Source organism: Streptomyces sp. bgisy100, assembly GCF_057709105.1.
In genome coordinates, this window is record NZ_JBYITE010000007.1 from 1 (window position 1) to 21,780 (window position 21,780).

Annotated in this window: 21 protein-coding genes and 1 pseudogene; 6 read left to right on the plus strand and 16 right to left on the minus strand. The window is 68.6% G+C overall.

The window, feature by feature from the left end:
- Positions 1 to 548 precede the first annotated feature (548 nt).
- A complete protein-coding gene (locus tag AC3EQ1_RS06805) occupies positions 549 to 884 on the plus strand; it encodes a hypothetical protein (RefSeq protein WP_432093371.1) in 336 nt (111 codons plus the stop codon).
- A gap of 148 nt (positions 885 to 1,032) precedes the next feature.
- Here the strand turns inward: AC3EQ1_RS06805 and AC3EQ1_RS06810 are convergent, their stop codons facing one another.
- The 7 genes from AC3EQ1_RS06810 to AC3EQ1_RS06840 all read right to left on the minus strand — a co-directional run bounded on the left by AC3EQ1_RS06810 (position 1,033) and on the right by AC3EQ1_RS06840 (position 7,296).
- Positions 1,033 to 1,257: a hypothetical protein gene (locus AC3EQ1_RS06810; RefSeq protein WP_432093372.1), complete on the minus strand. Its 225-nt coding sequence runs from the start codon at positions 1,255 to 1,257 to the stop codon at positions 1,033 to 1,035.
- A 123-nt stretch (positions 1,258 to 1,380) separates the two neighbouring features.
- Positions 1,381 to 2,100 (minus strand): SGNH/GDSL hydrolase family protein, encoded by a 720-nt coding sequence (locus tag AC3EQ1_RS06815; RefSeq protein WP_432093373.1) that lies wholly within the window; start codon positions 2,098 to 2,100, stop codon positions 1,381 to 1,383.
- Positions 2,097 to 2,564 (minus strand): cupin domain-containing protein, encoded by a 468-nt coding sequence (locus AC3EQ1_RS06820; RefSeq protein ID WP_432093374.1) that lies wholly within the window; start codon positions 2,562 to 2,564, stop codon positions 2,097 to 2,099. The genes AC3EQ1_RS06815 and AC3EQ1_RS06820 overlap by 4 nt, the downstream gene beginning before the upstream one ends.
- Before the next feature lie 83 nt (positions 2,565 to 2,647).
- Entirely contained in the window at positions 2,648 to 3,484 is an 837-nt protein-coding gene (locus tag AC3EQ1_RS06825) for an AraC family transcriptional regulator (protein ID WP_432093375.1), read from the minus strand.
- Positions 3,485 to 3,778: 294 nt separating this feature from the next.
- Positions 3,779 to 4,480, minus strand: a complete 702-nt coding sequence (locus AC3EQ1_RS06830; RefSeq protein ID WP_432093376.1) for a bleomycin resistance protein — start codon at positions 4,478 to 4,480, stop codon at positions 3,779 to 3,781.
- A gap of 1,944 nt (positions 4,481 to 6,424) precedes the next feature.
- Entirely contained in the window at positions 6,425 to 6,916 is a 492-nt protein-coding gene (locus AC3EQ1_RS06835; RefSeq protein WP_432093377.1) for a hypothetical protein, read from the minus strand.
- Positions 6,874 to 7,296, minus strand: coding sequence for a hypothetical protein (locus tag AC3EQ1_RS06840; RefSeq protein WP_432093378.1), 423 nt, complete (start codon positions 7,294 to 7,296; stop codon positions 6,874 to 6,876). Before AC3EQ1_RS06840 ends, AC3EQ1_RS06835 begins: the two co-directional genes overlap by 43 nt.
- A gap of 367 nt (positions 7,297 to 7,663) precedes the next feature.
- Between AC3EQ1_RS06840 and AC3EQ1_RS06845 the strand changes: the two are divergent.
- Both AC3EQ1_RS06845 and AC3EQ1_RS06850 read left to right on the plus strand, forming a co-directional pair.
- A pseudogene (locus tag AC3EQ1_RS06845) lies at positions 7,664 to 8,244 on the plus strand (IS5 family transposase); the annotation flags it as partial.
- A gap of 211 nt (positions 8,245 to 8,455) precedes the next feature.
- Positions 8,456 to 8,929, plus strand: a complete 474-nt coding sequence (locus AC3EQ1_RS06850) for a hypothetical protein (RefSeq protein ID WP_432093518.1) — start codon at positions 8,456 to 8,458, stop codon at positions 8,927 to 8,929.
- A 141-nt stretch (positions 8,930 to 9,070) separates the two neighbouring features.
- Here the strand turns inward: AC3EQ1_RS06850 and AC3EQ1_RS06855 are convergent, their stop codons facing one another.
- Complete coding sequence (locus AC3EQ1_RS06855) at positions 9,071 to 10,156, minus strand: serine hydrolase domain-containing protein (RefSeq protein ID WP_432093379.1); 1,086 nt, start codon at positions 10,154 to 10,156, stop codon at positions 9,071 to 9,073.
- A gap of 689 nt (positions 10,157 to 10,845) precedes the next feature.
- Here AC3EQ1_RS06855 and AC3EQ1_RS06860 point away from each other — a divergent pair.
- Positions 10,846 to 11,970 (plus strand): diaminopropionate ammonia-lyase, encoded by a 1,125-nt coding sequence (locus AC3EQ1_RS06860; RefSeq protein ID WP_432093380.1) that lies wholly within the window; start codon positions 10,846 to 10,848, stop codon positions 11,968 to 11,970.
- 53 nt (positions 11,971 to 12,023) lie between these two features.
- Here the strand turns inward: AC3EQ1_RS06860 and AC3EQ1_RS06865 are convergent, their stop codons facing one another.
- The 8 genes from AC3EQ1_RS06865 to AC3EQ1_RS06900 form a co-directional block, all read right to left on the minus strand.
- Positions 12,024 to 12,512, minus strand: coding sequence for a hypothetical protein (locus AC3EQ1_RS06865; protein WP_432093381.1), 489 nt, complete (start codon positions 12,510 to 12,512; stop codon positions 12,024 to 12,026).
- Positions 12,513 to 12,679: 167 nt separating this feature from the next.
- Positions 12,680 to 13,666: an MsnO8 family LLM class oxidoreductase gene (locus AC3EQ1_RS06870; RefSeq protein ID WP_432093382.1), complete on the minus strand. Its 987-nt coding sequence runs from the start codon at positions 13,664 to 13,666 to the stop codon at positions 12,680 to 12,682.
- A gap of 230 nt (positions 13,667 to 13,896) precedes the next feature.
- Positions 13,897 to 14,796, minus strand: a complete 900-nt coding sequence (locus AC3EQ1_RS06875) for a TauD/TfdA dioxygenase family protein (RefSeq protein ID WP_432093383.1) — start codon at positions 14,794 to 14,796, stop codon at positions 13,897 to 13,899.
- 286 nt (positions 14,797 to 15,082) lie between these two features.
- Positions 15,083 to 16,024 carry an ABC transporter permease gene (locus AC3EQ1_RS06880; protein WP_432093384.1) on the minus strand — a complete coding sequence of 314 codons (942 nt, stop codon included), beginning with the start codon at positions 16,022 to 16,024 and terminating at the stop codon, positions 15,083 to 15,085.
- Complete coding sequence (locus AC3EQ1_RS06885; RefSeq protein WP_432093385.1) at positions 16,021 to 16,845, minus strand: ABC transporter ATP-binding protein; 825 nt, start codon at positions 16,843 to 16,845, stop codon at positions 16,021 to 16,023. The genes AC3EQ1_RS06880 and AC3EQ1_RS06885 overlap by 4 nt, the downstream gene beginning before the upstream one ends.
- Positions 16,846 to 16,849: 4 nt before the next feature.
- A complete protein-coding gene (locus AC3EQ1_RS06890; protein ID WP_488187146.1) occupies positions 16,850 to 17,911 on the minus strand; it encodes an ABC transporter substrate-binding protein in 1,062 nt (353 codons plus the stop codon).
- A gap of 241 nt (positions 17,912 to 18,152) precedes the next feature.
- Positions 18,153 to 18,317: a putative leader peptide gene (locus AC3EQ1_RS06895; protein WP_432093387.1), complete on the minus strand. Its 165-nt coding sequence runs from the start codon at positions 18,315 to 18,317 to the stop codon at positions 18,153 to 18,155.
- A 486-nt stretch (positions 18,318 to 18,803) separates the two neighbouring features.
- Positions 18,804 to 19,436, minus strand: a complete 633-nt coding sequence (locus AC3EQ1_RS06900) for a TetR/AcrR family transcriptional regulator (RefSeq protein ID WP_432093388.1) — start codon at positions 19,434 to 19,436, stop codon at positions 18,804 to 18,806.
- A gap of 139 nt (positions 19,437 to 19,575) precedes the next feature.
- Between AC3EQ1_RS06900 and rocD the strand changes: the two genes are divergently transcribed.
- Both rocD and AC3EQ1_RS06910 read left to right on the plus strand, forming a co-directional pair.
- Positions 19,576 to 20,799, plus strand: a complete 1,224-nt coding sequence (gene rocD, locus AC3EQ1_RS06905; RefSeq protein WP_432093389.1) for an ornithine--oxo-acid transaminase — start codon at positions 19,576 to 19,578, stop codon at positions 20,797 to 20,799.
- Positions 20,800 to 20,863: 64 nt separating this feature from the next.
- A complete protein-coding gene (locus AC3EQ1_RS06910) occupies positions 20,864 to 21,778 on the plus strand; it encodes an ABC transporter substrate-binding protein (protein ID WP_432093390.1) in 915 nt (304 codons plus the stop codon).
- Positions 21,779 to 21,780: the final 2 nt, after the last annotated feature.

The following is a 21,780-nucleotide window of genomic DNA, read 5'->3' on the forward strand; positions in this document are numbered from 1 at the left end:
GCCGTCTTCGACGATTTCCCGGCGCGTGGTGTCGTCCCAGACGTTGAGCAGGCCCACCAGGTTCACCTCGCCGCGCTGGCGGTGCGGGGGCAGTGCGTCGGGGTAGCTCTCCAGCGGTTCCAGCGGTTCGTGCAGGTCGGTCAAGGTTCCTCCCGTACCGGATTCCAACGCCCCCGATTCCGGTCCGCTTCGCTCGCATCTACCTGCGGACCACGGAGTGACAGTGCCCCGGGTCATGGGGTTGACGGTCGGCCTGGGAAGCAAGTACCTCGGCACGCCGCTCGGGACTGAGCCCGAGCCCCCGTCCGCGAGCGAGAAGACCGATTTCGCCATGTCCCCGCTGTCCGGGAGGCAATCCGGACAAGGCCCTGACCAGCCCGGACAACCTCCAGGTTGTCCGGGACACGGTCAACTCGTGGAACGTCGCCCGAAGAGCTGCCACTGTCAGCGCCGAGGCGGTCTCAACAAGGAGAGACCCCGCAGCGTAGGGCCGCACAGTCCTGTCGCCGGCACGGCGACGAGTCCATGAACGAGACCAGGGAGAAACTGTGAACATCCGACGCATCCTCACGGGCAGTGCCCTCCTCGCCGTACTGGCGGTGCAGCCCATGGCCGCGAACGCCGCCTCCGCCGCACCGGCGGAGGCTTCCGCGAGCGTGGCGAACGCAGCGCCCAACTGTCAGTCGTGGCCGGACTCCAACACGTTCGGCGCCTACTGCAGCTACGCGGACGGCAACCGCTACTTCCGGGCCATGGCGAAGTGCAAGAACGGCCGGACCGTGCCTGGCCAGTGGAAGCGGGTCGGCAGCGGCACCTGGTCCTACGCGTACTGCACCTCGGTGAACTCTTCGCTCGACTATGGATGGGCCGAGATCGGCAACTGACCTCCATCAGGGGCAAGAGGGGCCTCGTCAGCGCCGGAGGCGTGGCTCCGGCGGCGGCACGAGGATGCGCCCGTTCGGTTACCGTGATGGCGAACGGCCCGGAGTCAATTGGAGTGGCTCCGGGCCGTTCGTGCGTGTGCGGGGTGGGTCAGGCGGCCCAGCCGACGGAGGAGACGAAGGTGTAGCCGTCCCAGTCGGTTCCGAGGGCCTGGATGATCTCGTCCCAGATCGCGTTCCAGCTCCTCCGTCGTGGTACAGACCGATGTGTACGACGCGCAGGAACGAGCCGTGGGTAAAGTGGCCAGCCCCAGGGCGTGGTCGGTGATCCGCGCCGGAGAGTGACGTCGCCGATCTCCTTGGCGGTCTTCTTCACGAAGGCGGGATCGTCGTCGCGCAGCGGTCGCCGAGGGCGGCACCTCTACCCCTATGCTCCTGGCCCGCTCCGCGCCTCCGTCCGCTCGCTGGAACGCTTTGCCCGCCCCGGCGTCGACGCCGTCTACGCGCTCTGGGTCGGCAGACAGGTGTCGATGGCCTCGGCGACAAGGGCGGCGCCGCGGCTGTTCTGGTGGATGTGGTCGGTCGTGAGTACGAGACCTCGGCGCCGCGAGATCGTGTCGAGGCTGCGGCGCAGCACGGTGTGCCGGATGAGGATGCCGATGCTCGCCGCGGGCGTCGGCTCCCGGTACGGGATCTGCGGTGGGTCCGCTTGGCGTAGTTCCTCGGTCTGGCGTTCGTGGAGTGGGAGGTAGGTCGCCTCGTTGGTGGTGGCGACCTCGGCGATCAACCGGCTGTACGCCTGCGATGCCTGCGCCGCCGCTCCGTCGAGTTGTTGGCCGAGGACCGGGAGCGACAGCAGACCGATCGTCGCGTCGGTCTCCGTTTGCAGTCGTTCGACAACGGCTCCCAGGCACTGCTGGAACCAGCCGGCCGACGGGCGCTTGGGGAGTTTTTTGCGCTTCATGGCCCGCTCGACGGGGTAGCCGGCGAGGCTCGCTCGGGCGTCGTTGGTCCCGATCAACACGGTGATCACGTCGGGCGGGTCCGCGACGACGGCATCGAGGCGCCGCGAGAGGTTGTAGGCGAAGTCGCCGTTGGCGCCGAAGCGGGCGAGCTGCACGGCGCCGGGAGGGTGGCGTCGTTCGAGAAAGTTGAGGTAGTCGACGCTGAGCTGCGCGCGGGTGAGGCTGTCGCCGAAGCACGCGACGCGTGTCGTCACGGCGTTTGCGGGCCGGGCGTGCCGACGTGTTCGGTCGCGCGGGCGTCGGTGCGGGGACGGTGGTCGGTGCCGAGGCCGGCGGTGATGGTCAGGATGGACGCGGGCCCTGCCATGTCGACCGCGTGCCATGCCCCGGCCGGGTTGACGGTGGCCTCGCCCGGCCCGAGCACAACGCGGTCGGGCACCCCGTCCATGTCGCGGGTGACCGTCACCGACCCGCTGAGGCAGACGACCAGTTCGTCGCCGGCGGGGTGGCGCTCCCAATGGTCGCCGGGGCCGTCGCCTTCGAAGATCATCACTATCCGGCCCTCGGCGCCGTCCGCCGCGACCGCGGCGCTGTAGGCCTGGAGCACCTCCGGGTCCCATGCGAAGCCCTCGATGGGTTTCGCTGTCGATCCCAGCCCGAGGTGCACGGGGGTTGTCCGCAGGTCGATGGCGCTGCGTTCGTGGTTGACGAGTCTCATGCCGACGATCGTCACAGGACGGCGATCGGGTGGTCTTGAAGAAATGGGAACGGAAGCGGACGCGATGGGCAGCCAGTTGGCGACTACCCACTCCCGAGGAGGACTTCGCCGCGACGCCAGGCCGTCGGCGATCGGCCTATGAACTCGCGCCAGTCCCGTACGAGATGGGCCTGGTCGGCGTAGCCGGAGACGGTCGCCGCATCGGCCCACGGGAGCGGGTCGTGCGCCGTCGCCAGTTCGTGCGCGTGCTCGAAGCGCAGAACGCGGGCGAAGGTCTTCGGCGACAGGCCCACCTCACCGCGAAACCGCTCGGTGAGGTACCGACGGCTCCAGCCCAGCTCTGCGGCGACCGCCCCAACCTGGACGCGGCCCCGCGCGGTGACGAGACGGCGCCATGCCTCGGCCACCTCGGGGCGCACCCGGGGCACGCGGTCGACGCCGGCGGCGCGGCCGACGGCTCGCAGGAGCAACTCGTCCAGCGCGGCGAACCGTGCGGCCCATGTCGTCGCCGCTCGGAGCCGGTCGACCAGCTCGATGCCAAGCGCTCCGAGAAGCTCGTCGAGTGGGACCAGTCGGTGGGCGAGCGCAGCGGCGGGCATGCCGTAGACGGCCCGGGCCCCGAGCGGTGTCAGCGACACCTTCACGCCTTGCTGACGTCCGTCGTGGTGGATCGCGACGGACCGGCACATCAGACCGCCGGCCACGCTGGCGAATCGGGTGACCGGTGACCGGTCGTCGACGCCCGCCGCCACCTCCAAAGGGTCGGACAGGCTGATCACCGCAGTGAGCACGCGGCCCGGCGGACCGCAGTGCACCCCCGCCGGGAACCCGCGAAGGTCGAAACCGACATACGAGCCGACGTACCGACGCAAGGCGGGTGCCGAACGTGCATCGATCCTGGTAGCCGTATGGTCCCCCACCCTCGTCAGTGTACGAACCGGCGAGCCTGGCAAGGTCACCATTCCGGCCGAACTCACCGCGCTCGCCGACCACCTCACCGCCCACGGCCCGGTAGGCCTTTGTTCTCCGCGATCTCGCCGCAGTAGCCCATGGTGCTCTCGCCCTCCTGATCCCGCCGGCCCCTCCGGCCGACCGGGGCAGACTGCCCCGGTCGGAGAACCGGGCAGGAACCGCGGCCGCCACGGTCTCGGCTGGCGGGACATGCCACGGCTGGGGACTGTCCGGCGGGTTATGGGTGGCTCACCGGACACACGCTAAGACCGTAGCTCGGCGAGCCGCGCCAAACTCTCGGAGGCCGACGCCCTTTCCTCCCCGGTGAGCTGGAGTTCAGCGGCCTGCGTCAGCAGCCGCGCAGCGAGGGCGTCGTCGCCGAGCCGCTGCGCGATGTCCCCCCGCAGCACCAGCAGGCGCAGATACTGTGCGGGGGTGGGGCGCTTGTCCTCCGACCGCAGTGCGTGGTCGATGACCTTCGCGGCGCCCGGCAGATCCTCCTTGGAGTCGACGAATAGATCGGCTATGTGCACTGCCCGTGCGAAGGTTTCCTCGGGTACCGGCCGGAGTCTCTGGTCCTCACTGATCTGCTGGCCGACGCGGATGCTGTTGCCGCCGGGGTCGGTCATCAGGAACTGCCGCATGCCGTAGGACATGTCCTTCAGTGGCCCGATGCGCGGCAGCCCGCGGGTGGGGATCTTCCCGTATGCCGCCTTGAGCCCCTCACGGAACGTCGCATACATCTCGTCCACGTCATCCGTGACGATGTAGCAGGCGGAGTAGGACCCCACTGGGTCGTACCCCTTGATGCCGCTGAACTGCAGCTGGACAGGGCCACGCTCGACAACGGCGTAGGGATAGGGACTCTTCTGACGGAAGGTCGTCTCGAAGCCCAGCGCGGCGTAAAAGTCGACCACCGGCTGGATCGCATGGCAGGGCAGGATCGGGATGGTCTTCCCAGTCATGCCCGCACTCTAGTCAAATTGCCTAGAGTGTCGCCGGGATACGAGCATCTATCCAAGAAACCGCCTACGGCGTACCCGGCGGTTCGTGATCGGAGCCAGAGCCGGGTCGCTGCGATTCTGCCTGGACGCCCACCCAACGGCCGTTCGGATCGACTTGGAGGAGGTGACGCTCACGACTCCTCCGGGAGCAATACCCTGCTGTGGCCACGGCGTGAAGCTGCCCACGCCGAGGTGCGCTTCATCCTGCATAGTCGGCTCCAACCGGCGTCTCCCGCGCCTTGGAGGTGACCGGCACCGCCGAGTTCCTCACCGGGAGTCGCCCTGCGTGAACGGCGCCCTCGCCGTCGCCGATGTCGCCGCGGGGTTACGCCGCTGGATCTGGCTCGTCATCGCCGCCCACACCCAGCTCCGCCTCGCCCGGCCGCTGGCGCTCCGGCAGCCCTTGGGAGAATCGGCCTCGCCGAACAAGCGACACCGGCCCGCATCCGCAGAGGGGTCTGGAACCTGCGGGCGTAGACGGACGGATGAGCTCACGTCGTCAGGACGTTCTGGACTGCACTGCCTGAACCCGTTCGATCGCCATCCGGGTCGGCTGAGCGGCCTGTGCCTCATGGGTCTTGGGGTTTCCCACGAAGGTGAATGAGAACGATCCCTGCCTGCGTAGGGCCAGGTTCAACGAGCATTGGAGGCAGCGACCACCAGACAAGCGCTGGGTATGCCGGTGGCTTGACGGAGAGGATCGGATTCAAATGCGTGTCGTAGGTGTGGACATTGGCTCGGTGAGATCGCCGTCCAAGTTCGCCTGGGCAGCCGTCGACTCGGCGGAACGCTCCGTACTTTCCCATGGGGGAAGACCCGGAGGGAGCCGTTCAGGCTCTGGCTCGCTCTCTGGCAGAGGACGGACGCACGGTCCTGGCCGTGGAGGCACCCATGGCCGTCCCAGTCCCGGGACCGAGAAGCGATGAGTGGCACTGGCTGGGCCGGGCACGCACCGGGGAGGGCAACCGGCCCTGGTCGGCCGGTGCTGGTGCCGGAGCCTTGGCCACTGGAGTCGCCCAGACCGCTTGGATTCTCTCCCGCCTGCACACCCTCGCTCCACGGGCGATCGCGACCACTCAGTCCCAGCGCTTCACCGCCGGAGAAGCCAACCTCCTGCTTACCGAGGCCTTCGTCTCCGGTACCGGCAAACCTGTTCCTGTCGTGGCCGGCCAGCACATTGCTGATGCCGAAGCCGCCGCCCGCGCGACGCTGACTTACCTTGCCGAAGGCCCGGAGGGCTTCCCCCTGGCGGCGTGCGCCCCCGACGTGCTCTCAACCTCCTTGTCACGCTCGCAGAATGGGCTGGCATGCCCGTGTGACCTGACGAGAAGCACCTCGACGTGCTGGTCATTCGCGCGCAACCAGCCACCTAGGATCTGTTGCGAATCGGGCCTTGCCGCCTCGTTCCACCGCGTGGAGCGGTAGGGCGGCGCTGCGGGATCGCAGCTGTCGCCGTCCAGGGCTGCGGCGTCGGCTTGGCGAATCGCAACGTAGTCGCGCATTGTCAGTCTTGGTCGGGGAGGAGTCGGCGGTTGGTGCCGGAGCGGCCGATGTCCAGGCCTAGAAGGAGGTCAGCATGGTGCCGCTGTTCCAGAAGCGGATGCGAAGGGCACCGTGCCGGCGTCAGCGCTCCGCTCCGTGCTGAAGCTCCTCACGCGCCCGGGCCGGGCCACACTACTGTCAGGTGCCGGCAGGCCAGGTGCGCAGCAGGGTGGCGATTTTGGTTGCGGTGCAGGTGGTGTCGAGGAGGATGGCAGTGGAAGGCGTCCCGGCGCGGGAGGGGATACCCCCGCCAGCGCTGAATAGGAAGCGAGCCACGACTTCCCTCATGCGTGAGGATTGCCGTGGCTCGCGACTGTCCGGCCGGAACTACCCTCCTGCCGAGGCGGCTTGAGTGGTGGCGCGCTACCAACTGGATGCGCAGGACTTCATCTGCGATGTTCCCTTGTAGAGGCACATCATGATGGTGGGGTGCTTGGCGTTGTAGACGGAAGCGGTGGTCAGCGGGGCGTCGTTCCCGTCACCCCCTACGCTGCCGAGTTTGAAGTACTTCCGCTCCCCGGTGGCGCAGTCGGTGTAGGCGAGCCAGGCGATTACGCCATGTCCGTCCGCGTCTTGGTCCCAGATCCGTCCTTCGGCCACCCACAGTGTGGAGCAGCGAGAGAAGTCGTCGGCGCTGCTGTGCAGGCGCCCCTGTCCCCATCCTCCGGTGAACAGTCCCGTGTCTCCCGTGTACAAGCCGAACCAGCGGGAGTAGGCGTGGGCTGATGTCGTGGTGAGGAGGAGTGTAGCTACGGCGATGCCGAGTGCGGTGAACGTCTTAAAGATCTTGGCTTTCACGTTGTCCTCCGGTTTCAGGTTCGGCAATCGATCCAGCCGCCGCCATCTTCCGTCCATTTGCACATCATGAATCTGGGAAGCTTGGCGTTGTAAACGGGACTGGTGTCTAGGGAGACCTTGCTGTTGACGGCCAGGCCAATCTTCTTGTGTTTGATCTGCCCGGTGGCGCAGTCGGTGTACTGCAGGTAGCCGATGACGCCGTACAGGTCCCGCACCTTGTCTTCCAGGAGGCGACCCTGCGCGCTGTTGACCTTCGCGTACGAACATCCCGTGTTGGATGGCGCGCCGTGCGAGATGTATCCCGACATGTAGCCCCAACTGGTGGAGATGGAGTTGGTCCATGTGCCGGCGCTTGCCGGAGATGCAAGGAGCATCGTCGTCGCAGCCGCGATCGCACACAGAGCAAGCGATGGTTTCCGTGATCCACGCAGTTTCACTGGAATGAACCTCCGATTCCGCCCCGGGAGAGAGTGCCCGCCCGCAGGCGTTTGTAGTGAGCACAGGAGGTGTGTGCCTGCTGGCTGAGTTGGTCGGGAAAAGCCTGCGGTCCCCAACCGGGCAAGGCAATGAGGGCGGGATGTCCCGGACAGACTCGTGGTGTCCGGGCTGGTCAAGCGTCTGTCCGGGACAGCGATTTCATGAACGGCGGCTTGGGAAGGCGTGAAGCCACCGGCCGAGGGCGGCGGCTTGAGCCTGTAGCGGACTGACTGTTCACGCCACGATGACTCAAGGAGAACCCATTGCTGACCTACTGCCCGCGGCCACTGGGGACGCTGCGCACTTCGTACAGGGATATCGGCAAAAATGGGGCGGGGTGATCTGAGCGATGCGGACTGGGAACGGCTGCGGCCGTTCCTGCCAGTGAGCAACAGGCGTTGCGACCGGTGGCGGGATCACCGGCAGGTCATCGACGGGATTCTGCATCGGGTGCGGACCGGTGTGCAGTGGCGTGACCTGCCCGAACGGTTCGGCCCTTGGTAGACCGTCTATGAACGGCACCGGTTGTGGTCGGCCGATGGCACCTGGGAACGGCTGTTGCAGCAGGTCCAGGCCGAGGCTCATGCCGCGGGTGAGATCGACTGGGACATCTCGGTCGACTCCACGGTCATGCGTGCGCATCAGCACGCAGCCGGTGCCCGCACAGACCTGCCGCCGGCTCCTGTTTCAAAGGGGGCCGAAACGGCAGAACACCAGGACGAGAGGCCGTTGCAGAGCCTTCACGGCCGGCTGGTGGAGGTGGTGAGGGAGGTGAGGGCCTGGGCCGCTCGCGTGGCGGGTTCACCACCAAGCTCCACCTGAGCGCGGGCGGCCGCTGTCGTCCGCTGTCCCTGGTCCTCACCCCTGGACAGTGTGCGGACTGCACGCAGTTCAAGCCCGTTCTGGAGAAGCCAATTGTTCGACCACTTACCATCGCACAGGGTGTGCAGCGGCATCGTCGTACCTGCGTTCCCGCGGGGGAACGACAAGAGACGGAAGGCAGGCGGGCAGGGCATGGGTGGGTCGGCGAAGCCGAAACGGCGGAGGGCCAGTGCGAGTTCGCTCCCCGTACCGCCTGCAGGACCACGCGGCGGCAAGGCAGCGCAGTCGGCGGAGCGGATGTCCCTGGGGGGCTGCCTGGCCCTGCTGGGGATGGTCGTGGGTTTCCTCGCCTTCGTTGTCGCCGCACTCGTGGTGGGCGAGTCGGCGTGGGGTGACATCGCCCCGCACTGGCCCGGCGGCGGCTACGGATTCGCCGTTACCGTCGGGCTGCTGCTGCCGTGCTCACTGACCGCCGCCGCCATCGCGGCGGCGAAGGCCGCCTCACGCTGGAAGACCGAACGCCTCCGTGCGCTGACATGGGCAACGGGCGCCGCGGCCTGCGGCGGCGGGACAGTACTCTCGTGCATGCTCGCGCTGACGGCGTTGCCGCCCAAGCGCCGCCACGCGACACGCGCTACGGGGATCGGGGAGAGCGGCTGGGTCAACGAGCAGTGGCCCGGCATCTGGGCCGCAGGCCTGGGCACCACCATCCTGTGCGTCGCGGCCCTCATCGGCATCGCGGTGCTGGTCCATCGGAAGGGCCCGCGATGACGGCCCTGCAGAACCCACGCCGCTGGGTCACGCACAGAGAATCCAGCGCCTCACCTGCTCGGCGGTGAGGACGCTGAGTCCGGCCATTCGACGACGGCCCGGGCCGTCCGGTACACCCGCAGACGCCGGGGCAGGGCGGTCTCAGGCCGCCGGTGTCGGCTCGATGGCGTGGGACGCCTCGGTGAGGAGTGATTCGACCTCCGCTCCCCAGCGTGAGCTCACGACCAGGTCCCGGGCGGGGTCGACCCACAAGAGGTGGTTGCCGCCGTTGCCGCGGGCGCAGCGGCCGGTCGCGGGGGCCTGGGGCCAGACGGTGCGGTCGTCGTTGAGCCACCACGACAGCCCGTAGTTGGGCTTGACCGGGCAGGGCTGCCACATCGCATCGATCCAGCGGGTGGAGAGCAGCCGGTGGTCCCCCCACTGCCCGCCTCGGAGACAGAGCTGTCCGATGCGGGCCAGGTCGAGGGCGCTGATCCACAGGCCGCCGCCCCAGTGTGCGCCGCCGGAGACGACGGGGACCTTCCGGCCGTCCAACTCCACGAGGGAGTCGGCATAGCCGTGCCAGGACCAGGTGGACGAGGCACCGATCGGTTCCATGATGCGCTCACCGAGCACCTCGGGCAGCGGCCGGCGCAGCAGGACGGTGAGGGCGAGGGCGGTCAGGTTCACCCGCACGTCGTTGTAGGCCCATCCTTCTCCGGGCGGGCCGCCGGCCGACTCCGTGCCCTCGCGTGTGCTCTGGGCGTCGACCCAGGTGGGCTTGGACCACAGTTCCCCCTCCCACTGACTGGTCTGGTCCAGCAGGTGGCGCCAAGTGATCCTTTGCCCGTGCGCGTCGGCGAAGTGGGGCAGGGACACCGCCCGGCAGACCGGCTCGTCCAGGCGGAGCAGCCCGTCGTCGAAAGCCAGACCTGCCACCAGCGACAGGACGCTCTTGGTGGCGCTGTAGGCCATCTCCGCACGTTCCGGATCTCCCCAGGAGGCCAGCACCGCGCCCCGCCGCACGATGAGCCCGCAGGCTCCCCGGCCGTCCAGGAGGGGGCCCATCACCTCCCGGTGAGCGGTGTCGGAGACCTGGGCGGCCAGGTAGGACGCCATGTCCTGCACGCCCGGCACCGGGCGCTCGCCCTGCTGTATGGCTGCCTTCGCGAGCCGGTCCGCATCCACCCCCGCCCACGGGTCGCCAGGAACGATGCCATCGCCCATGTGTTCCGTCATGTCTGCCATGCCTCCGCATCCTCTCCGACAGTGGGCCGTTCGATGTCCCGTACCGGCAATCGCTGCCATGACTTTCCCCTTGGTCTTGTCAGCAGGCACGCGTCGGCACGGAAGAAACGCCGACGGGAAATGCGCCCATGAGAAATGCGGCGACATCCGGGGCGGGTGGAGACTTCAGCTCGCGCCGGGCACGACTAGTTTCTGCTCCTGCCGAGCGCTGGCACAAGGAAGAATGATGCACAGCGAAGTACCGTTTCACGCCTCGGGAGGAAAGAGAGCGCGAATCGCCCCGCATCGCATTTCCTGGTGATACCGGCCTGGCCGTCCGGGGCCGTCAGAGGGCAGGGCATCTCCACAAAACGGCGGTGCTTGCCGCCACTTGAGTGTCTGGTTCACCGAACTGCCCCCGTCCAGGCCGACAAGTGGAGCGGGAGCATCAATGATCCGGCCCTCGCACCAGATCATCACCAGGGCGATGGACACCGGTCAACGCGGACCGAACGTGTCGATCATCATACTGTCGATCGTAAGCGGAGCGCGTACGGGGCCTTCCGGTGATTTAGCCTGCTCCCCTGCTCCCCCGCTCGACACGACGGGAAGATCCGAGCGGCCCATGCGCAATGTCCTTGGACACATGCGCCGGTGTCCTTGGACACATGCGCCGGCCCGAAGGGACGGGTGCGGCGCACGCTGTCCGTATGACGCCGGAGACCTCTGACAGCCGCACCTTGCCGTGGTTCGCACGCCCCGCCGCCCGGACCTGGAGTTGTCCGCCCGCCCCTGCCGCGGTGCGGGACTTCCACGCTTCGTTGCCCGACTACGCGCCGACCCCGTTGATCGAACTCCCCGTACTCGCCGATGAGCTGGGGGTTGGACGGCTCTTCGTCAAGGACGAGTCCTCCCGGCTGGGGCTGCCCGCGTTCAAGGCGCTGGGGGCGTCGTGGGCGGTGCACCGTGTTCTCGCCGAGCGGTCGAAGGCCGGCGACGGCGCCGCGCCCGGTCCGGTGACGCTGGTGACCGCGACCGACGGCAACCACGGGCGGGCCGTGGCCCGGACGGCACGCCGGCTCGGTCTGCGCGCTCACGTATTCGTCGCGGAGGGGGTGCATCCCCGGGCCTCGGCGGCGATCTCCGCCGAGCAGGCCGAGGTCACACTGGTCGCGGGAACCTACGACACGGCCGTGCGGCAGGCGGCCGAAGCTGCCGCCGCACCGGGGGCGGTACTGGTCCAGGACACCGCCTGGCCGGGTTACGAGCGGATTCCGGGCTGGATCGTCGAGGGCTACTCCACTCTCTGCGCCGAGATCGACGAGCAGCTCGCGGCGGCCGACGCCGGTCCGCCCGGTCTGGTCGCCGTCCCGGTCGGGGTGGGATCCCTGGCCCAGGCCGTCGTCACCCACTACCGCAGCCGCGCCGCGGAGCCGGCAACGGCGCTGCTGTCGGTCGAGCCGAGGGCCGCCTCGTGCGTCCTCGACAGCCTCCTGTGCGGCGAACCGGTCAGCGTGACCACCGGCGAGACCACCATGGCCGGGCTGAACTGCGGCACTCCCTCCAGTCTCGCCTGGCCCCACCTGCGCGACGGGCTGGATGCCGCTGTCGCCGTCACCGACGCCGACAGCGACCGCGCCGCCGCTGGCCTGACCGCTCTCGGCCTCTCCCCCGGCCCGTGCGGCGCCGCCCCGCTGGCCGGTGTCCGTGCCGCGCTCCGGGGCGAGGGCGCCGATGTGCGACGCACCGCTCTGGGCCTCGGCCCCGCCTCCACAGTGGTGCTGTTGAGCACCGAGGGCAATGACGCCAATCCGGTCCGCGTCACCGGCACCTGACTCCGGCCGGCCGACGACGGCCGCTGCGTATCCGGCGGAGGTGGCCGGGTGCGTCAGTGGCCGGAGGGCGGCTCGAGGCAGCCGGTTTCCATGAACGGGCCGTTGACCTCGACCTGATAGTTGGTCTTCTGCACGAATGCCGTCACGCAGGCGTCGTCGTGGACGCGCAGGCCGACCAGGGCGCCTTCGGGTGTGACGGTGTCGCCGTCTTCGGAGCGGGTGTGCATCTCCCGCACGGTGAGTGTCCCGCCGCGCCGCTCCCCCTTCGGCCCCGTCCGTTCCTCCTCGTACCCGAGCCCGAGCAGCGCGGCACGCACGCTGCTCGGGTCCCACGTCCTCTGTTTCCACAGCCGCTCGAGTACGGGCTCGATGCGGTCGGCTTCCTTCTGTGCGGCCTTCGCGCCGGCTGGGGACATGGCGCCCGGGCGGCGGTAGGCGTTGTTGTCGCCGTTGTGCGGGGCGCCATCGACGACTCCGGGCTCCACATAGGGGGAGGCGCCCGGGGTGTCGGCACTCGCGGACGGGCTCGGGGCCCCGGCCACGGCCTCTGTACCGCTCTGTTCACCACAGGCTGTCAAGGATAAGGAAGCAGTGCTCAGAAGCACGGCTACGGCGGCAGTCCGTCCGCGCCGCCCACATGTCGAAGTCACCATGGAAGGACAGTGCCATGGCGGGGACCCGGCCGCACCAGGGTCTTTCGCCATTGTTCCTACGGTGCTGTCGTCGTCCCGGTGTACTCCTTGATGAGTTCGTAGGAACGGATGCGGTCGCGGAGGTCGTGGACGGGGGTGGTCAGCATCAGCTCGTCCGCTCCCGTCTCGGCGGCCAGTCGGGAGAGCCGGTGGACGACGGTCTCGGGTGTCCCGACGGCCTGCTGCGCACGGAAGCCAGCCAGCGCCTGCCGCTCCCCCGCCGTGAACGGGTGGGCGGCCGCGGCGGCGGGCGTGGGGAAGGGCGTCTCGCTCAGTCCTTTGAGGAGCCCGGCTTTGACGACGTCCATGGGGCCGACGCGCCACGCGGCCTCTTCCTCCGTTTCGGCGCACACCGCTTCCACGCAGACCAGCACCCGTGGTTGCGCGCACCAGCGGGACGGGGTGAACGCCGAGCGGTAACGGTCCAGGACCGCGTGGGTGTTCTCCGGCCGGATGTGATGTGCGACGGCGACCGAGAGGCCGAGTTCCGCGGCGAGAGCGGCGCCCGCGGGACTGGAGGCCAGCAGCCACGGTTCGGGCAGCGGGCCGAGCGCGACTTCGTGGACCAGGTACGACAGGACCGCTGCCACGTCGTCCCGGTACTCCGCGTCCGTCGCCGGTCCCGCTCCGCGGCGAAGTGCCCGTGCGGTGGCCTCGTCGAAGGTGCCGGGACCGCGGCCGACACCCACGTCGATACGGTCCTGGTGCAGGCCTGCCAGCGTTCCGAACTGCTCGGCCAGTGTGATGGGGGCGTGGTTGGGGGCCAGCACGCCGCCTGAGCCGAGGCGGATCACCGAGGTCGTGGCGGCAGCGTGCGCGGCCAGCACCACGGGAGGGAACGCACCGATCGCGGGCGAGTGGTGGTGCTCGGCGTACCAGATCCGGTGATAGCCCAGCCGTTCCAGCTCCTGAGCGAAGGGGGCGGTGTCGCGCAGTGTGTCCAGGGCCCGGGTGCCCGTCTGGACCATCGCGACTTCCAGTGCCGAAAGAGGTATGTCGAACATGCCGTCAGCATAGAGATCATTCGTTCAGCGAAGGGCATCACCTATGGAACGCGAACCCGGAACGCACGGCGCTCCGATCCGTCGTCCGGCGTGACGAGGAGGAGAACGTCGGCGCAAGGTCGTCGCCAGGACACCGGGGGGCCTGATGCGGCGCATGTGGGCGGCCCGCCCGGTGTGCGGCCGGTGCACACCGGTCGGGCGCCCTCATGGTGCCGAGGGGGGACAGTTCGTCAGGCGACTGCCGGGGTGTAGTGGCCGGCCTCGTCTCCCTCGAGGACGTAGCTGCGCTCGCCGTCCACACCGACCGGGACGTCGCCGGCGACCGTCACCCGGTGCAGCAGACGCGGCAGGTCGCCGTAGTCGTCGGGGGCGTAGTGCTGGGTGATGCGGTTGTCGAAGAGCACCACGTCGCCCGGGGACCAGGCGACCCGCACGATGTTCTCCGGGCGGATGACATAGGACTGGAGGATCCGCAGCAGATCGCGGGACTCGGACGGGCCGAGGCCGATGAGGCTCTGGGCGAACCCACCGATGAACAGGCCGCGTTCGCCGGTCTCGGGGTGGACGCGGACAACGGGGTGGGCGGTGCGGTACTTGCGGGAGACGAAGCGCTTGCGGTGCTCGGCCGCCTTGTCGTTCTTGGGGGCGGCGTAGTCGTAGTCGTTGGTGTGGACGGCCCACAGCTTGTCGGCCAGTTCGCGCAGCGGCTGGGGCAGGTCCCGGTAGGCGGCGGCCGAGCCGGCGATGAGCGTGTTGCCGCCGTAGGGCGGGACCACGATGCCGCGCAGGGTGGACACCTTCGGTGGTGTACGGACGAAGGTGACGTCGGTGTGCCAGTGGTTGGCGCGGATGCCCTCCTCGGCGTCGACCGGCAGGATGCTGGGCTGTTCCTCGACGGACGGCACCGTGGGGTGCGCGGTGGTCAGCTCTCCGAAGAGGGAGGCGAAGCGGAGCTGGGCGGCGTCGTCCAGGTGCTGGTCGCGGAAGATGAGCGCCTTGTGCTCCAGGAGCGCGGTGTTGATGTCGGAGACGATCGCGGGGTCGAGGGTCTCGGAGAGGTCGGCGCCGAGGACCTCGGCGCCGATCCGGCCGCCGATCCTGCGGATGTCGAATCCGGTGCTGGTCGTCATGGGGGCTGTTCCTTTCGGTGGTGTCCTCAGGGGTGCTGGGTGGTGAGGGGTGGTTCCGCGCCCGGCGCGGGGTGCGGCGGGGCGCGGGTGTCCGGCCGCGCCCCCGGCCAATGGGGCGGCGGTGGCTGCCGAGCTGCCCCGTGCGGGGCGGGGAGCCCACGTCGTGCAGCGTGGGGTCGTCGAAGGGTGAGGGGCAGGACCAGGGCTTCGGACGGAAGGCTCGCCTCGCACGGGAAGCGGGCCCGGGAGTCGTCCTGGCGCCCGGGCAGGGGCGCCGGGGGCACCGTCAGCTCTGTTCGGGAACGCGCCAGGAGCTGAGACGGCGTTCCACGGCCACGAGCAGTTGGTTGAAGGTGACGCCGATGACGGAGATGGTGACGATCCCGGCGTACATCTGCGGGATCGCGAAGTTGTACTGGGAGGTGTTGATCAGATAGCCGAGCCCTGCCTTGGCCCCGACCATCTCCGCCGCCACCAGCACCAGGACGGAATAGGCTCCGGCCAGCCGGATCCCCGTGAAGATCGTCGGTATGGACGCGGGCAGGATGACCTTCTGGAACAGCCGGGGGGCGGACAGGTCCACGGACCTCGCCAGCTTGAGCAGCGTGGGGTCCACCTGGCGCACGGCGCTGATGGTGTTGAGGAGGATCGGCCAGGTGCAGGCGTAGAACACGATGGAGATCTTGGACGTCTCGCCGATCCCCAGCAGCAGGACGAACACGGGTAGCAGCGCCAGGGCGGCGGTGTTGCGGAAGATCTCGAGCAGCGGCCCCAACAGATCCGCCACCACCCGGTATCTGCCGATCAGCAGACCGAGAGGTACGCCGATGACGACCGCCAGACCGAACCCGGTGAACGAACGCGCCAGGCTGGTCCGGCCGTTGTCGGCCAGCTGCCCGTCCGACAGCAGCTCCCACCAGGCGCCGGCCACCTCGCTGAAGGGCGGCAGGAACGTGCGGTCCACCAGGCCGGCGCGGGGTGCGACCTCCCAGACGGCCAGGAGTGCGGCGATCGCCGCTGTCTTGGTGAGGCCGCGCACCAGCAGGCCGGGCAGTCGGCGAGCGACAGCGCGGGCCCGGTCTGTGAGGGGTGTCGCCCTCCGTCGGCGTCCGTCAGGTGCCGGAGGGTCCGTGAGGTTCGGGGTGCGTGGCCCGCCGGTGGACCGGGGAGCCGGGCCGGGGGCGGTGGGGGCCGCGATCCCGGTGGTTGTGCCGGTGGCGCTGCTCATGCCGGGACACGCTCCTTCTCCAGCTGCTGGGCGCGGGCCACTTCGTCGTGCAGGAGACTCCAGATCTCATGCCGGTGGCGCGCGAACTCCGGGCTCGAACGCACGTCGTCCGCAGCGGTGCGGCCGTCGAGCGTGATCGGTACGACCTCTTTGACCACTCCCGGCCGGGAGGTCATGACGGCCACCCGCTGCCCGAGGTAGACCGCTTCCTCGATGCCGTGGGTGATGAAGACGACCGTCTTGCCGGTCCGTTCCCAGATCCGCAGGAGTTCGTTCTGCAACAGTTCCCGGGTCTGGGCGTCCAGGGCGGCGAACGGCTCGTCCATGAGGAGCACATCCGGGTCGTAGGCGAGACTGCGAGCGATCGCCACCCGCTGCCGCATCCCGCCGGAGAGCTCATGCGGGTGCCGGTCCTCGAATCCGGCCAGGCCCACCAGCTCCAGGTACTCCCTGGCGCGTTCGGCGCGCTCGCGCCGGGGTACTCCGGTGGCCTCCAGGCCGAATTCGACGTTGCCCCGGGCCGTGCGCCACGGCAGCAGGGCGTACTGCTGGAAGACGATGCCACGGTCGAGGCCGGGGCCGGTGACCGGCTCTCCGTCGAGGAGAATCCGCCCGCTCGTGGGCCGGGTGAGGCCGCCGAGCAGGTCCAGCAGCGTGGACTTGCCGCATCCGCTGGGCCCGACGACCACCACGAACTCACCCGCGGAGATCTCCAGGTCGATTCCGTCCAGGGCGGTCAGCTCGGTGGCCTGACGGTTACCCGCCGAACCCTGCACGGGGAACGACTTGCGGACCTGCTCAAAGGCGATTTTGACGGTCATGGGATCAGCTCCGGGTCTTCGTCGCCGAGGGGGCCGAGGCGCCGGGCGACGAGCTCGACCGGCGGTACTCGTTGAATTCGTTGGTGTAGAGGCCGGACACCTTGACCTTCTCCCGCTTGATGTCGCCGCGCTCCGCGAGCCAGTCGACCCACAACCGGAGCTGCTGGTCGGTGATCCGGCCGCCGGTCTCGGCGACGCCGAAGGACTTCCAGTACTTCAGGGGAGTGGCGTCCTCCTTGCGGCCGCGCTTCTTCACGATCTCCTCCATCCGTGCGATCACCTCCTCGCGCGGCGTTCTGCGGGCCCACTCGATGGCCCGGGCCACACCGGTGACAAAGGCCGCGGCCGTATCGGGGTTCTGCTGCAGGAAGCGATCGGTCATCACATACGTTCCGGCGCTGAACGCCCCGAGCAGCTGGTAGTCGGTGAACAGTGGACGGAGTCCGCCGGTGGCCAGGGCCTTGTCCCGGAGGATGTCCCCGAGTACGCCCACCTGGATCTGGCGTTGGCGCAGGGACTGTTCGGTGTTGACCGGCGGCACCACCAGGGGCTGCACCTTGTGGATATCTCCCTGGGACAGTCCATGGCGCTTGAGATAGATGTCGAGCATCGCCTCGGAGTGGGCTCCGAGGGTATTCATTCCGACTTTCTTTCCGATGAGGTCGCGAGCCGATCGGATCGGGCCGTCCTCCAGTACGTAAAAGCCGTTGTACGCGTGCTTGTCGGATCCGTAGTAGCTGATGACGGACGTGATGGGGGCGCCGTTCGCGGCCAGTTTGACGACCGCGCCGTTGAAGGCTCCTCCGAAGTCGATCTGTCCGGTGGCCGCGGACTGGATGTCCTGGGGACCGCTGATCGTGTTGCCGACCCAGTCCAGCTTCACATCACCCAGATATCCCAGGTCCTCGGCGAGCTCCGGCACGATGACCTGGCCCGCCCATCCCTGGTACCGGAGTTTTCGGGCCTGCTTCCCGGATGAGCTGCCCGCGGACCTGCCGCAGCTCACCGCTGCGGCCGAGGCGCCGAGGAGGGTCATGAATTGTCGTCTGGAACGAGCTGCAGGCATGAAAGGGTCCCTTGCGGAAGGCGACGTGAAGGGCGGGCCGAATAACCGCACAGCACGGTCCGAGAAATCCGCGCACGGGCGAGCAGATGGCACCGTGCGGCCTTTCCTCGTCACCTCATGAGGGAGATTCGAGGAAGGCGGAAGAAACGGACGACGAAGGCGGATATCACCGCGCTACAGGGCAGCGGAAACCTTCGAGTGCCGAGCGGGAAGAAGAGTGAGAGAGTCGAGCGCGACCGACTCAGCGGCCAACGGCACAGATGGCGCTGGCTTGGCGTCGCAGATCGACGTGCAGACGCACGACGAAATTCTCGGATTGGCTCACGTACAGAAGGATGGCAGCGCGTACAGCCCTCGTCAACGCTTGCTGGATTCCATCTCGCATGGCGGATTCCTTACCGCGCATCAGGATGGTTTCGCCGTCCGCTCGGTGAGGACGAAGCCCCCGCCGAAGGGAGGCCTACCCGGGCGACGTGGCCTTCGGGCCGACCCGACCCGACCTGACTGCGACGCAGACACCGCGGCCAGCCGGCACGCCCTTGCCCGGGACACGACGGAAGGTCACCTCCACGTCCCCTCCCCCGGCCGCGTCCAGCGGCGGGGCTGCCAGTCGGTCGGATACCGCCGCCGAAGGCGAGGATCGAGTCAGTGACCGCGATGCCCTGCTTTTTCGGCAGCACCATCGGGCTCTACCAGCGGCCGCCGTTCCCATTCCTTCAGGTTGCCTGGCCCAGCGGGCGCTTCCACCGGGAAGAGCGAGCAGGCCAAGGCCACCGGCACGCAGCGTCCCAGCTGTGGCTGCCTCCGGCCGAGCACCCGGTGGGGGCCTGGACCGCCGATCCCCTCAATGAACGCACCGGATATTGCGTCAGGCCAAGGGCGCCGGCCCGGATCAGGACGGACCGGTCGAGACGCGGTCCGGGGTGACTTCAGGGCAGCCGGTCGCCGTCCGGGCGTAGCTCAGGATGAGTTCGAAGGCCCGTCGCGGCGGCAGTGAATCGTTGCGCGAGACGATGTGCAGCAGATACGAGTCCTCCAGCGAAACGATGTTGGAAGCAACGTCGACAGCGGGCTCGGAGAGCTGGAAGTGGCCCTGGGCGACGCCGACGTCGAGGATGGCTCTGTACATCACGACCTGCCGGTCGTACCGGCTCTGCGCCAGGGTCGAGTAGAGCGGCTCGTCCCGGATGGCGGTGTTGAATTCGCACAGCACCACGGCGAGCTCGTCGTCAGGACCGTCCGGGATGCCGCGACGGATCGACTCGACGAGCTGGTCCCGGGCGTCCGGCAGATCCTGGGTCACCGCCGCCCGCTGAGTGAAGAACCGCTCCAGCGCGCGCTTGTGGACTTGGACGAGCAGCTCCGAGAGATCGCTGAAGTAGTAGTGCACGGAGCCGCGGGTGACGCCGGCGCTGTCGGCGATACCGGAGACCTTGAGCCGGGCCAGCCCCTGGGTACTGATGGCGCGGCTGGCGGCTCGGATGAGCTGCTCGCGGCGAGCGGTCTGGTTCTTCGGGCGGGCCATGCACCGCAGCCTACCGGATTATTTAACTGGCGGGTACGAGAAATAAAATAAGAGCGAGGTCACACCCTTGACGTGGGGCGCATCTCTATCTTTGACTCTGCTGTCAAAGAACCAGCCACCACACAGGTACGGAGAACCCATGTCCGAACAGTTCGTCCCGGGCGGTGCCGCGCTGATGGCCGCCGCGGAAGTGAGCAGCGCCCCGACGTACCGTCCGCTCCCGGTCGTCGTAGCCTCCGGCGAGGGGGCCTGGCTGACCGATGTCGACGGGCACCGGTACCTCGACTTGTTGTCCGGCTACTCCGCCCTGAACTTCGGTCACCGCCACCCGCGTCTCATCGCCGCAGCGAAAGATCAACTGGACCGGGTCACCCTCACTTCACGAGCCTTTCACCACCACCGTTTCGCCGACTTCTGCAGCGAACTGGCGGAGCTGTGCGCCAAGGACATGGTGCTGCCGATGAACACCGGCGCCGAGGCGGTGGAGACAGCGATCAAAACGGCGCGACGCTGGGGCTACCAGGTCAAGGGCGTACCCGCCGACCAGGCCAGGATCGTCGTCGCGGCCGGGAACTTCCACGGTCGCACCACGACCATCGTCGGCTTCTCCGACGACCCGGCAGCCCGGGAGGGCTTCGGACCCTATGCCCCAGGGTTCGACGTGGTCCCGTTCGGTGACGTGGCTGCGCTGGCCGACGCCGTGAACGACCGCACGGTTGCGGTCCTGCTGGAGCCCATTCAGGGTGAGGCCGGGGTTCTGGTGCCGCCGGCCGGGTACCTGGCGGCCGTCCGCCGGATCACCGCTGAACGCGGGGCGTTGTTCATCGCCGATGAGATCCAGTCCGGCCTCGGCCGCACCGGCACGACGTTCGCCTGTGAGCACGAAGGCGTCGTACCGGACATGTACGTGCTCGGCAAGGCTCTCGGCGGCGGTGTGGTCCCGGTCTCCGCCGTGGTCGCCTCGCGGGAGGTGCTCGGGGTGTTCACCCCGGGCAGCCACGGATCGACTTTCGGCGGCAACCCTCTTGCCTGCGCCGTGGCCCTGGAGGTCATCGCCATGCTGCGGACGGGCGAGTACCAGCGGCGCGCCGCCGAACTCGGGGACCACTTGCTCCGCGAACTGTCCTCATTGAGCGGCAGCGGAGCGATCACCGCGGTGCGCGGCCGGGGGCTGTGGGCCGGAATCGACATAGCCCCGCGGTTCGGGAGCGGCCGCGAGGTGGCCGAGGCCCTGCTTCGGCGCGGCGTCCTGGTCAAGGACACCCATGGCAGCACGATCCGGATCGCGCCGCCTCTGGTGATCGAGAAGGACGAAATCAACCATGCTCTCGCCCAGTTCCGCGCTGTCCTCTCCGACGGATGACGCAGCAGTCTCCGCCTGCCCTGGCTCGACTGAACCCAACCGGCCCCCAACGGGAGTACACACCATGCCCGTGACGACCACCGGAACGTACAGCACGTGGACGGCAGCTCTGATCATCACTGGATCCGTACTGGTCACCGGATGCCGCCCGGTTTCCGGCCCCACTTCCGCCGGCAGCCCCGTCAGGGTGGAGGCCGACGCCGGGCTGGCGTCGGCCCTCCCAGCGCACCTGAAAAAGTCCGGCACCCTCACCATCGCCACCGACGCCTCTTACGCACCCATGGAGTACAAGGAACCCGACGGGACCATCGTGGGCGTGGACGTCGATCTGGGCAAGGCGATCGCCGGCAAGCTGGGTCTGCGGGCACGTTTCCAGGACGCCAAGTTCGACGGGATCATCGGGGGCATCCAGGCCGGGAAGTACGACATGAGCATGTCTTCCTTCACGGCTACCAAGGAGCGTGAGAAGTCGGTCGACATGGTCACCTACTTCTCCGCAGGCCTGGCGGTCGCGGTCAACAAGGGGAACCCCAAGGGAATCGACCCCGACCGCCTGTGCGGTGTGAAGGTCGCCGTCCAGACCGGGAGTGTCTCCGCCGACGACATCAAGAACCGGCGCAACCCGGAGTGTGAAGCCCACCGACGGCCGGCCATCCCCGGCGACGGCCACCGCTTCGAATTGCAGACGGACGTCACGACCGCACTCGTGGCCGGTCGCGACGACGCCATGATCTCCGACTCCTCAGTCGTCGCCTACGCCGTCAAACAGTCCCGCGGCCGGATCGAGCAGCTCGGAACCGCCTATGCCGTCGACCCCTCGGGCATCGTCGTGCCCAAGGGGGACGGGCGACTCACCGAAGCCGTACAGCGCGCCGTGCAGAAGCTGATCGACGACGGCACCTACTCCCGGATCCTCACCCGGTGGGGTGTCCGGTCCGGCGCTGTCGCACACGCGGACGTCAATGCCGCTGCCCACTGAGC